The organism is Aliivibrio fischeri (assembly GCA_038993745.2).
Classification (GTDB): Bacteria; Pseudomonadota; Gammaproteobacteria; order Enterobacterales; family Vibrionaceae; genus Aliivibrio; species Aliivibrio fischeri_B.
Genome location: CP160629.1, coordinates 1,962,055 through 1,974,354, shown reverse-complemented (window position 1 = coordinate 1,974,354; position 12,300 = coordinate 1,962,055). Strand labels below are relative to the sequence as shown.

Annotated in this window: 8 protein-coding genes and 1 pseudogene; 7 read left to right on the top strand and 2 right to left on the bottom strand. The window is 39.4% G+C overall.

Annotation, left to right across the window (positions count from 1 at the left end; all coding sequences use genetic code 11):
- Positions 1 to 25 precede the first annotated feature (25 nt).
- Positions 26 to 691: a septum site-determining protein MinC gene (minC, locus tag AAFX60_009560; protein XDF76973.1), complete on the bottom strand. Its 666-nt coding sequence runs from the start codon at positions 689 to 691 to the stop codon at positions 26 to 28.
- A gap of 184 nt (positions 692 to 875) precedes the next feature.
- Here minC and AAFX60_009555 point away from each other — a divergent pair, with 184 nt between their 5' ends.
- Together AAFX60_009555 and AAFX60_009550 are read left to right on the top strand one after the other, a co-directional pair.
- Positions 876 to 1,157, top strand: coding sequence for a YcgL domain-containing protein (locus tag AAFX60_009555; GenBank protein XDF76972.1), 282 nt, complete (start codon positions 876 to 878; stop codon positions 1,155 to 1,157).
- A 4-nt stretch (positions 1,158 to 1,161) separates the two neighbouring features.
- Positions 1,162 to 2,133 (top strand): lytic murein transglycosylase, encoded by a 972-nt coding sequence (locus AAFX60_009550; protein XDF76971.1) that lies wholly within the window; start codon positions 1,162 to 1,164, stop codon positions 2,131 to 2,133.
- 128 nt (positions 2,134 to 2,261) lie between these two features.
- Here the strand turns inward: AAFX60_009550 and mnmC are convergent, their stop codons facing one another.
- Entirely contained in the window at positions 2,262 to 4,304 is a 2,043-nt protein-coding gene (mnmC, locus tag AAFX60_009545) for a bifunctional tRNA (5-methylaminomethyl-2-thiouridine)(34)-methyltransferase MnmD/FAD-dependent 5-carboxymethylaminomethyl-2-thiouridine(34) oxidoreductase MnmC (protein ID XDF76970.1), read from the bottom strand.
- Positions 4,305 to 4,424: 120 nt separating this feature from the next.
- Between mnmC and fabB the strand changes: the two genes are divergently transcribed.
- The 5 genes and pseudogenes from fabB to AAFX60_009520 all read left to right on the top strand — a co-directional run bounded on the left by fabB (position 4,425) and on the right by AAFX60_009520 (position 12,234).
- On the top strand, positions 4,425 to 5,636 hold the full coding sequence (gene fabB, locus AAFX60_009540; protein ID XDF76969.1) for a beta-ketoacyl-ACP synthase I: 1,212 nt from the start codon (positions 4,425 to 4,427) through the stop codon (positions 5,634 to 5,636).
- Positions 5,637 to 5,795: 159 nt separating this feature from the next.
- Positions 5,796 to 6,925: pseudogene (locus AAFX60_009535) on the top strand (4-phosphoerythronate dehydrogenase).
- A complete protein-coding gene (locus AAFX60_009530; GenBank protein ID XDF76968.1) occupies positions 6,925 to 7,938 on the top strand; it encodes an aspartate-semialdehyde dehydrogenase in 1,014 nt (337 codons plus the stop codon). The pseudogene AAFX60_009535 and the gene AAFX60_009530 overlap by 1 nt, the downstream one beginning before the upstream one ends.
- A gap of 190 nt (positions 7,939 to 8,128) precedes the next feature.
- Complete coding sequence (locus tag AAFX60_009525) at positions 8,129 to 11,572, top strand: FimV/HubP family polar landmark protein (protein XDF76967.1); 3,444 nt, start codon at positions 8,129 to 8,131, stop codon at positions 11,570 to 11,572.
- The gene (locus AAFX60_009520; GenBank protein ID XDF76966.1) at positions 11,563 to 12,234 is read left to right on the top strand and encodes a FimV/HubP family polar landmark protein; all 672 of its coding nucleotides are present in this window, start codon (positions 11,563 to 11,565) and stop codon (positions 12,232 to 12,234) included. Before AAFX60_009525 ends, AAFX60_009520 begins: the two co-directional genes overlap by 10 nt.
- Positions 12,235 to 12,300 lie beyond the last annotated feature (66 nt).

Below are 12,300 nucleotides of genomic sequence, written 5' to 3'. Positions count from 1 at the left end.
TTTTATTATTCCTTTTTCTATTGTGCTATAACGTTAGGGTATCGATCTGAATACGGTCTTCAACCATAGTGATCATGACATTTTGATGCCAATACTCTTTGTCAATTTGATCGCTTAGCCAATAATTACCCGCAATGGAAATTAGCTCAGCTTGTAAGTTTTTACAGAAGACTTTTGCTTCTGCTTGGCCACTCGCACCAGCGATTGCTCTGCCGCGTAATGTACCGTGAATATGTATACTGCCATCTGCTATCACTTCAGCGCCTGGGCTTACGTGATTTAAGATCACAAGATCGGCATCTTTCGCATAAATTTGCTGACCTGAACGAATCGGTGTTTTTACGACTTTCGTTGGTTGCATATTTGCTTTTTGCGTTACTTGTTGAGGTGTAAAAGACGTCATTACCGCAAAGCCTGCAGCCGTCGCTTGAGCTTGCTTTTGTTTATCTTTACAGCCTGTAATTCCAACAGGAATCATGCCGGTACGTTCGACTCCAGATTTTAGCTCAACAAAGTTAATTTCATTCGATACATTTTCAATGTTAACGACAACGGGTGCAGAAGCAAAAAAAGAAGGCGCTTGTGCCACTTTTTGCTCAAGCATACTTAATGCTAAGGCAACGTCATCATTAGGCAAATGTAATACTGAAAGGGTGAAATTACTGCCCTTTAAATCGGCTGTTTTTGTCATACTATTCTGTATCTTGATAATTTTAATACCACAAATCTGATACCATGTTATAGTCACTTCGACTGTACAGCAAGTTATCTTATTGTCAGAAGTCTACTTTTTAGCAAGCCTCTCACCAAATAGACATTAATCATTTGAAATAAGTTGAGAGCAAGAGCAACCCTTTCAAAAAATAGGTTATAAAATGTTCTGTTCTATTTATAAAAGTACGAAAAAACAAGGTGCTTATCTTTATATTGAGAAAAAAGATGATTTTGCTCCTGTACCGCAAGAACTCATGGCGATGTTTGGTACACCAACCATGGTAATGGTGGTAAATTTAGAAGGCAGAAAACTGGCTTCAGTTGATGTAGAAAAAGTAAAAGCAACAATAAAAGAAAATGGATTCTTTTTGCAGTTACCACCACCACCAGAAAACCTGCTTGAAAAATACAAAAAAGATAAAGCAGCAAGAGAAGAGAGTTAATTATATGAAGAAAAAATTACTGCTAGGGATAGTCAGTTTATTTTTGGCAACATCAGCATCAGCAACACCTGAAGGCGACTTTCAAGATTACATTGTTGGGTTGAAAAATGAAGCACGGGAAATTGGGATCTCAGAACCGATTTTAGAACGTGCATTTAAAAACGTTGCATTTAAAGAGAAAGCAGTAAAATCAGATCGCAATCAACCAGAGAAGAAGTTAACTCTGGATGAATATATTCCACGAGCTGTGCCAAAATGGAAAATTAAGCAAGCGAACGATTTATATAAAAAACACTACAAAGTGTTAAATCGAATTGGTGAAGAGTATGGCGTTCAACCTCGATTTATTGTTGCATTATGGGGTGTTGAAAGTAACTTTGGTAAATTAACGGGTGGTTATAACGTTATTGAAGCATTAACGACGTTGGCTTATGACGGTCGTCGTGAAGCGTTCTTCAAAAAACAAACCATGGCTGCATTGACCATTTTACAGCAAGGCCACATTACACCTGAAAACATGAAAGGCTCATGGGCTGGTGCAATGGGTCAATGCCAATTTATGCCAACATCATTTTTATCTTATGCTGTTGATGGAAATGGTGATGGAAAAAAAGACATTTGGAATACACATGCCGATGTATTTGCTTCCGCCGCTAATTACTTAAAACAAGTAGGTTGGGACGATACTTATACGTGGGGACGTCAAGTGCAATTGCCTGAATCTTTGGATGCAGAGAGCCTAAAAGGGTTGTCTGAAGAAAAAGGTAAGACGTTAGCACAATGGCAAGAGCTAGGTGTTCGTCGTTTAACAGGTAAAGCATTACCTGATGCAGATATTAAAGCATGGCTAGTTCAACCGGATGATAAAGATGGTCGAGCGTACCTTGTATATAACAACTACCAAGTATTAATGGATTGGAACCGTTCGCATTATTTTGCGTTAGCGGTAAGTCACTTGGCTGATTCGATTAAGTAACAGAGCAGGGTTCAGATCGCTTCGCTCAAAGGATTCAGGGGAGTTTGCTGTGAGTTCATCGCTTACAACTAGCCCCCTGAAACCAGAAAGGGAGCTAGCGACCGGCCTAGTCCCTGCTCTTACTTTCCTTAAATATCCAACGGTTTTCCTTTCAGTAATCTTCTCACCCATAATCTTCCTGGATGCAATCCTTCAAGCACTGAATTTGGTAGTGGAATTGGGTCACCCATAATTTGTGATGCTAAGGCTTCAGCCAATAATGGTGCAGAGCTTAATCCTCTTGACCCCAGCGTTAACATGCAGAACAAACCTTCATAAACAGGGATATCTTTAGCTTCACGTAACCAGTGGCGTTTCTTATAGATGTTTTTGTATTTTTCTTGCATCTCTTCAAAACGTACCACGTTTCCGATAAATGGTAGGTGATCACGACTAGCACATCGAATGCCTACACGAGCTTGGTTATCGCTAGTATCAACGTCGTTTGGCCATACCTCGTTTGGAATACATTTTCGTAATCTCTCGCCATTTTCGATTTGATCTGACTCTTTAAATGCAAGATCCAAATCACGACGATCATAACTAGCACCAATACAATGAGTCTGATGTTTGCTATTTTCAGGCGTTAAGTAACCGTCATAACATAATACGGTTTTCAGATTTTTTAGTGATTCTGTCGTTGGAATATGACTGACTTGTCCACGAACAGGCGTTGCTGGAATGTCTTTAGTTTGCTCAAAATCAGTAAATCTGTGCCCATTTGCAACCACAACGGCTTGATGTTGGTAAGTATTGCTATTTGTTGATAGAAGCCATTGTTGTTCTTCGTTCTGTGTTAATGCGGTTATTTCTGAGTCACAATGTAGAGTGAACAGTGGGTTATTTGATAAATGTTCAAATAATCCGCGAGTTAATTGCTTTGGACATAACCAGCCACCTAATGGGTAGTGGACACTTTCCATATTAATCGGTAATCCAACCATTTGATTGGTTTTATCAATATCAAAAGAAGAAACAAGTTCATTAGGGAAATTTCCCTCAAGCATTTTATTTAGCTTATTGGCGGATTTTTCATCCCATTTTAACTGGGTAACTCCACACCAATCATGATCAAATTCTACGTGTTTGGCCGCTTGGTCGATGAATTGACGAGCAAAAATAAATCCTGGAGCAAAAAAACGAGAAAGGGAATTGAATTTCTCATTAAGCAGTGGATATACGGCACCTTGTTTGTTACCTGATGCCCCTTGTGCTGATTTCTCATCTTTGCAGTAAACACTCACTTTTACACCACGTCTAATTAAGGTTGTCGCTAATGCAGCACTAGCAACACCTCCTCCGATAATAGCAACGTCAGTGATGTTTTCTTTGGTTGAGCGGGCATACCATACTTCGTGGTTTGCTTTGGTTGTACGCTCCGTTAATGTGCCTGCAATCATTTCGCGTTTATGCCCAAAGCCTTTGACTTTCTTCATATCAAAGCCAGCTTCAATTAGGCCTCTACGAACAAATCCCGCTGCAGTAAACGTTGCACAGGTGCAGCTTTTTTTAGCTAGGCTTGCCATGTTATTAAACAGAGTTTGATTCCACATCTCAGGGTTTTTACTTGGTGCAAAACCATCGAGGAACCATGCATCAATTAACCCTTTATCGTCCATCCAGATCTGAGGCATGCAATCTTTTATGTCACCAAACCAGAGATCAAGTGTTATCATGCCGTCTTCTAGTACTAAACGATGGCAATCAGGTACGGCAGCTGGATAGTGTTCTTGTAACTGTTCAGCAAATTGAGCCAATTCTGGCCACGCTTGATGAGCTTTAATTAAATCAGATTTAGTAACTGGGAATTTTTCAAAGCTAACAAAGTGAAGCTCTTTTAAAGGAGCATCAGGATATTGTGAGCGGAATTCTTTGAACCATTGCCATACAGCAAGAAAGTTTAATCCAGTCCCAAATCCTGTTTCACCAATCACAAAACGACGCTGGTCATATTCTTGCCATCTTTGTGGAAGATGATTTTGTTGTAAGAAAACATAACGTGTTTCTTCTAACCCATTATCGTTAGAAAAATACACGTCATCAAAATCATTTGAGACGGGTGTTCCAGACTCATTCCATTCAAGGACTGCATTAGTGATGCTGTTTTGTGGTAAAATGTGGTTTTGTGACATAAATTTGTACCATTAAAGATAATCTACGTCGGATTTTAACGACTTATAGGAAAGCTGACCACTTTGTTGTGCTATCTTCGCTATTATCTACCAAGATTTATGACTTATTAGGAAAGAATCATGAAAAGAGCCGTAATTACAGGCATGGGCATTGTTTCAAGTATCGGTAACAATGCAGAAGAAGTATTAGAGTCTCTGAAAGCAGGTAAATCAGGCATTAACTTCTCTGAGCAGTTTGCTGAAAAAGGTCTGCGCAGTAATGTTTGGGGCGATTTGAAAATGAACCCTGCTGATCACATTGACCGCAAAAAAATGCGTTTCATGGGTGATGCGGCTGCATTTGCTTACATCTCAATGGAGCAAGCAGTAGCGGATTCTGGCTTAACAGAAGATCAAGTTTCAAATGAACGTACAGGTATTGTTGCGGGTTCTGGTGGTGCATCATCACTAAACCAAGTAAACGCAGTTGATATCTTGCGTGAGAAAGGCGTTAAGCGTGTTGGTCCTTACATGGTTCCACGTACAATGGCGTCAACGGTTTCTGCATGTCTTGCAACACCGTTTAAAATTAAAGGCGTGAACTACTCAATGAGTTCAGCTTGTGCAACATCTGCACACTGTATTGGCCACGCAGTAGAGCTTATCCAACTAGGTAAACAAGACGTAATGTTTGCTGGTGGTGGTGAAGAGCTAGATTGGTCTCTTACTATGATGTTTGATGCAATGGGAGCATTATCATCTAAGTATAACGATACTCCAGAAAAAGCATCACGTACTTATGATGCAGACCGCGATGGTTTCGTAATTTCTGGTGGTGGCGGTATGCTAGTTATCGAAGAACTTGAGCACGCACTTGCTCGTGGCGCTAAAATTTACGGTGAAATCGTAGGTTATGGTGCAACATCTGATGGTTACGACATGGTAGCTCCATCAGGCGAAGGTGCAGTTCGTTGTATGAAAATGGCAATGCAAAACGTAGACAGCGTTGATTACGTGAACACTCACGGCACATCAACACCTGTAGGTGATGCAAAAGAGCTAGGTGCAATCCAAGAAGTATTTGGTGCTAACAGCCCTGCAATTTCTGCAACTAAAGCAATGACAGGTCACGCACTAGGCGCGGCTGGTGTTCATGAAGCTATTTACTCAACATTAATGTTAGAGCACGGTTTCATTGCACCAAGCATCAACGTTGAAACGCTAGATCCAGCAGCTGAAGGTCTTGATATCGTAACTGAAAAACGTGATCAAGCACTGAACACAGTAATGTCAAACAGCTTCGGTTTTGGTGGTACAAACGCAACGCTAGTTATTAAGAAATACGAAGCGTAATAGCGTCATCACTGAAAACAAATAGTAAAAACCCAGTCACTTAAATTGACTGGGTTTTTTATACCTATTTTCTGTTATGGAAGTGATGATACCAATTCCATTAATTAGTTACATTGGTATAAACTCAAGCCATAAGTCAAAAGGATAGATGAGTAAGAGATGAAAATACTGATTGATGAAAATATGCCTTATGCTGCTGAACTGTTTAGTGGATTAGGCGAAGTTATTGCTAAATCAGGCAGAACATTAACCGCTGACGATCTGATTGATGTTGATGCATTAATGATTCGTTCAGTAACGAAAGTGAATGCTGAATTGATTGAAAAAGCCAATAAACTTAAATTTGTTGGTACGGCAACAGCGGGTATGGATCATGTTGATCAAGCATTGTTGAAAGAGAAAGGCATCTTTTTTACCGCGGCTCCGGGTTGTAACAAAGTAGGGTGGCAGAGTATGTACTAAGCTGTTTAATGGTATTAGCTCAACAACATGGTTTTTCTATTTTCGATAAAACCTTTGGTATTGTTGGTGCTGGGCAGGTTGGGTCTTATTTAGCTCAATGTTTAGATGCTTTGAATATTTCTTATCTTTTGAATGACCCAATTAAAGAGCAAGAGGGCGACTCTCGCTCATTTGTAGCATTAGATGAATTATTGGAAAAATCAGATGTAATCACTCTTCATACACCGATTACTCGTGATGGTGAATATCCTACGCACCATCTCATTGGGCAAAAGACATTATCAAAATTACGTAATGACCAAATATTAATTAATGCTGCCCGTGGCCCTGTGGTAGATAATCAAGCCTTAAAACAACGTTTGCTAAAACAAGACGGCTTTAAAGCGGTACTGGATGTTTTTGAGTTTGAACCAGACGTTGATATGGAATTATTGCCATTACTTTCTTTTGCTACTCCGCATATTGCAGGATATGGATTAGAAGGAAAGGCTCGTGGAACCACAATGATATTTAACTTTTATTGTGAGTTTTTAAAGCGCAGTGAAAGAGCTGACCCTCAAACATTATTACCGATAGCACCCATTCCGAATGTGACATTAAATCAACAATGGGATCATTCAACACTGCACAATTTGATTCAGTTAGTCTATGATGTGCGAAAAGATGATGCCGTATTTCGAAAAGAAATCGCAACCGTCGGAGCATTTGATAAAATGCGCAAAGACTATTGGGATAGAAGAGAGTACAGTGCTATCACGATCACAGGGACTCAATGCTGTGATCTTACTCCGTTACAACAACTTGGATTTACAATCGAGGAAGTCTAATGACTCAAGAATTTGATGTTGCCATTCTTGGCGCAACTGGTGCCGTTGGCGAAGCAATCGTAGAAGTATTACAAGATCGTAACTTTCCGGTTCGCAATTTATACCTTTTAGCGTCAGAGCGCAGTGAAGGTAAAACAGTTCGTTTTAATGGTAAAACATTAACCGTTGAGAACGTAGAAGAGTTTGATTGGAGCCAAGTACAAATTGGTTTATTTTCAGCAGGTGGTGAATTATCCGCTAAATGGGCGCCAATCGCAGCGGATTCAGGTGTCGTTGTTATCGATAACACATCACACTTCCGTTACGATCACGATATTCCATTGGTGATTCCTGAAGTAAACCCTGAAGCGTTAGCTGATTTCCGTAATCGTAATATCATTGCGAACCCTAACTGTTCAACGATTCAAATGCTAGTTGCTTTAAAACCGATTCACGATGCCGTAGGTATTGAACGTATCAACGTATCAACATACCAATCAGTGTCTGGTTCAGGTAAAGCGGGTATTGATGAGCTAGCGGGTCAAACAGCTAAATTACTAAATGGCTTACCAGCAGAGAACAAAGCTTACGATAAGCAAATTGCGTTTAACTGTTTACCTCACATTGATGAGTTTATGGATAACGGCTACACCAAAGAAGAAATGAAAATGGTGTGGGAAACGCAAAAAATCTTTGCTGATGATACGATTACAGTAAACCCAACATGTGTACGTGTACCAGTATTCTACGGTCACGCAGAAGCCGTTCATATTGAAACTCGTGCCCCAATCGATGCTGCAGAAGCAACACGTCTACTTGAAGAAACTGATGGTATCGAAGTCTTCCACGGTAATGATTACCCAACACAAGTAAGCGACGCTACGGGTAAAGACCACGTAATGGTGGCTCGTATTCGTGAAGATATTAGCCATTCAATGGGCTTAAATATGTGGGTAGTTGCGGATAATGTACGTAAAGGCGCTGCAACAAACGCAGTTCAAATTGCTGAAGTGTTAATCCGTGATTACTACTAATAATAATGCGTTAACTTGTTTTTTATAAAATAAAGAGCGTTATTTACTTTAAATTAAAAGCCTTAGTGAAAACTAAGGCTTTTTTCTTCCATAAAGCACACAGTTTTTGCTTAAAAACTACAGTTTTTTTATTATTATCCGATATAGTTACACAGGTATTGATTTTTCATTTTATTAAGAGGCATCTCTAGTGTCTGACGCATCACAAAAAATATTTAAAACGCTGACACCTTTAGCGTTATTCGTTGCCGCACAGTGCTCACAAGCGCAGGCTAGCACTATTCAAATCGTTGGTCCTGAAGGTAAGGACCAAACCGTTAGCTCACAGGTTGTAACTGAACCACAGCCAGCTAAGGTATATACTAAATCAGTACCCGCTGAAAAAGCACCACAAGCAAAAGCATCAACTAAAATTTATGGGCCGACTAGAGAAGACGAAACATTATGGTCAATTGCTAGCCGTGTAAATCCATCAAATACAACATCTGTGCAGCAAACGCTGCTCGCTATTTATCGTTTGAACCCACAAGCATTTGAAAATAACAACATTCATGGGTTAGAGCCAAATAGCCGATTACGTTTACCGACACTAGAGCAAGTTCGACGTGAAAATACTGATGATGCAAAACAGTTATTGCTTGCGCATAATAAAAAACTAGCAGCTCAAAAAGCGTCTGAAGCTCAAGTTAAAAGAACTGTTAAGACTGAAAAACCAGCACCTACACCAAAACCTGCGGTAACTCCAGTTAAGACTGAAGCTAAGGTTCAAGAGAAAAAACCAGTTAAAAAAGAAGTGGTTAAATCAGTTGCGCCAGTTGCTGAGCAAAACTCTACTGTGGTTGCTCTAAAGTCAGAATTAGATACCACTGAGCAAGAGTTCACCGCACTTCAAGAAAACAATCACCAATTACGAGTGCGATTAGCACAAGTTCAAAATGAAGTTGATAATTTAAAGAGTGAACTTGGTGATGAAGACCGTATTCGTAATGAAGTAGAAAAATTCATTAATGAACAAAAACAACTTGCAGCCGCTGAGAAAAAAGTTGAACCGACAGCGATGGATAAGTTGGCATCTAGCCCAGGTTTAATTGCCTCTTTGGCATTAATCCCAGGAGCTCTTATTGCTGGCTTGATTGCATTCTTCTTATTCCGTCGTAAAAAAGAGGAAGAAGAAGGTGAAGGCGAAGCTCAAGCAGAGCAACAACCAGCACCACTAGTTATGCCTGAAGATAATTTCAAAATGGATGATGATATCCCTGAAATTAGCTTAGATGACGATGATGATATTCTTAGCGATTTAAATAATGATGAATTCATTTTTGATGAACAGTCAGATTCAAATGATGACCTATTTGCTGAGTTTGAAACAGATAACGACAATACAGATGAAGACCCATTTGCTGAGTTAGAATCAGATTCTGATTTGGATTCTCTGAGTTTAGAAGATGAGAGTGAACTTGATTTAGAACTTGGCGGATTAGATGATCTTGATGATGATTTAGATATGTCATCAAGTGCTTTGACCGTAGGTGCAGAAGAGAAAGCGCTTGGTCTTGAAGAGATGGAAAAAGCACTGAATGACTTTGATAGTGACCTATTCTCAGAAAGTGATTTAGAAGCAGAAGATGATGATTTTGACTTATCGTTAATTGATGATTCAGATTCAGAAAAAGCATCATCAATTCCAGAACTTGAAGAAACTGAAGAGCTGGAAGGTGGTGAACTTGATCAATCGATGCTAGATGATCTATTCGCTTCAGTTGACGATGAAGATGAAGACGAATCCGTTCTAGATCAAGGGTGGGATCTTGATGAAAATGAAGAGACTAAGCTTGTACCAGAAACAGAAGAAGTAGAAGCAAAAACAGATTCACTTGAAGATGAATTGGATTTTGATGAATTACTTTCTGGTATGGCAGACGAAGAATCAGAAAAAGAATCAGATCTTGAAGATGAGCTTGATTTAGATTCTGAAGATGAAAGTACGGCATTACTTGATGAACTATTAGATGAGTCAGATGATGAAACAGAAGACGAGTTTGATTTAGAAGATAACAGCACTGCTTTATTAGATGAGTTAATTGATGAATCTGATGAAGAGCAAGACGATGATCTAGATATTGATGCTGATAGCACGGCTTTACTTGATGAGCTGCTAGATGATGAAGAACTTGATGATGAAGATGACATCACATTAGAAGAAGATAGCACAGCTCTACTTGATGAGTTATTAGCTGATGATGATGAAAAGAACGATAACTTTGAGTTAGATGAAGACAGTACAGCTCTTTTAGATGAACTTATTGGTGATGATGCTGATGAGGAAAATGAAACTCTGGGAAAGACTGGCGTTGATGCTGAAGTTGACGGTGTAGCAGCATCAGAAGCGCTTTCTGAAGACACCCCTAGAGATGAAGATTGGTTAATTGAAGATGATGAAGAAGACGAAGATGACATTCCTTTGTTTGAATCAGAGCCAGAAAATGAGCACGTTTCTGAGCTAGATTCAGAAGAGGATGAAATTACATCTGAAACTGATTTATTAGAATCAACAGAGACTCAAATGCAGGAAGAGGAATCAGTTGAACCTGTTTCTGAATCTGACATTTTAAAAGAGTTTGAAGAAGACGATCTTGATTCACTGCTAGGTGATGATGAAAGCTTGCTTGATTTAGAGGAAGAGTCTGCTGATCTTGAAGCATTAAATGAAGATGAAGCGCTGAATGAAGAAAGTGAAGATGCATTCTCATTTGACGAAGAACTTGAGCCTGAAATAGAAGAAACAGAAGTTTCTGAACTTGCAGAGCCAACAGAACCTGAAGTGATGGCAGAAGATGTTACTGAAGAAACAGTAACTCCTGAAGTTGAAAGCACAGAAGCTCTTGAAGAAGACGATCTTGATGAAGCAACGCTTGATTCGCTATTAGCTGGTGATGAAAGCCTACTTGATTTAGACGAAGAGTCTGCTGATCTTGACGCATTAAATGAAGATGAAGCGCTGAATGAAGAAAGTGAAGATGCATTCTCATTCGACGAAGAACTTGAGCCTGAAATAGAAGAAACAGACGTTTCTGAACTTGCAGAGCCAACAGAACCTGAAGTGATGGCAGAAGATGTTACTGAAGAAACAGTAACTCCTGAAGTTGAAAGCACAGAAGCTCTTGAAGAAGACGATCTTGATGAAGCAACGCTTGATTCGCTATTAGCTGGTGATGAAAGCCTACTTGATTTAGACGAAGAGTCAGTTGATCTTGAAGCGCTAAATGAAAACAGTGAAGACGAATTCTCATTTGATGAAGAGCTTGAGTCAGAAGCAGAAGAGACGGAAGTTTCTGAACTTGCAGAGCCAACAGAATCTGAAGTAACCGCAGAAGATACTGTTGAAGAAGCAGTGGCATCTGACGTTGAAAATACAGAAGTTCTTGAAGAAGCTACGCTTGATGAAGATGATCTTGATTCACTGCTAGCTGATGATGAAAGCCTGCTTGATTTAGAGGAAGATCCAGTTGAACTTACAGAATTAACTGACGATGAAGATGATAATGATTTCTCTCTAGATGATTTTGTAGAACAAAACGCAACGGACTTTAGCCAAAAGAGTGAAGAAAAAGTTCTGTATCTGAATTGGATTTAGATAGCGACGAAGAAGAGCAAGATACAAAGTTTGATGGATTATCTATTGAAGATGCATTAGCGGCTCTAGGTGATGATGACAATGAAATCGATGATTCTGCGTTTAACCTTGATTCAACTGAGGAAGAAACAGAAATCGCTCCATCTCGTGAAGAGTTTAATTTTACTTCGCAAGTATCTGATGAAGAGAAAGAAGCATTAACTCATCTAGATAGCGCTGGCTTAGATATCGACAGTATGCTTGAGGATGGTGGTAGTGATTGGAGTGGTTTCAGTCTTGATGGGCACTCTAATACAGAATCAGCTCTTGAAGATGAAGATTGGTCAGAGCAACCTAATGTTGAAAATGACCCTCATGGCGAGAATCGTTTTTTAAGTATTGAAGCATTGATTGCTGAAACTGAAAAGGGTGATAAAAATGACTTTGAAGAAGAAGATTTAAATCTAGATGTAGGTTTGGATGAATTTCCAGACATGCTAGGCAACGTTGCGGAACATGATGTTGATGTAAACAGCGATGCTCAAAGTAAACTAGATTTAGCAAAAGCATACATTGAAATGTCTGATGATAAAGGCGCTTTAGAGTTGCTTGAGGACGTTCTTCGTAGTGATGATGTTTCCTTAAAAATCGAAGCTGAAAAATTAATGAAACAAATCGGCTAACTTAAGAAACAATATTAAAAAGGCGGTGGCAGTGAGCTCCGCCTTTTTTTATAATGATGTCTAATT

What these genes read in the sequence shown, in the direction of transcription:
- minC (XDF76973.1), bottom strand. Translation starts at nt 691, where the DNA reads ATGACAAAAACAGCCGATTTAAAGGGCAGTAATTTCACCCTTTCAGTA.
- AAFX60_009555 (XDF76972.1), top strand. Translation starts at nt 876, where the DNA reads ATGTTCTGTTCTATTTATAAAAGTACGAAAAAACAAGGTGCTTATCTT.
- AAFX60_009550 (XDF76971.1), top strand. Translation starts at nt 1,162, where the DNA reads ATGAAGAAAAAATTACTGCTAGGGATAGTCAGTTTATTTTTGGCAACA.
- mnmC (XDF76970.1), bottom strand. Translation starts at nt 4,304, where the DNA reads ATGTCACAAAACCACATTTTACCACAAAACAGCATCACTAATGCAGTC.
- fabB (XDF76969.1), top strand. Translation starts at nt 4,425, where the DNA reads ATGAAAAGAGCCGTAATTACAGGCATGGGCATTGTTTCAAGTATCGGT.
- AAFX60_009530 (XDF76968.1), top strand. Translation starts at nt 6,925, where the DNA reads ATGACTCAAGAATTTGATGTTGCCATTCTTGGCGCAACTGGTGCCGTT.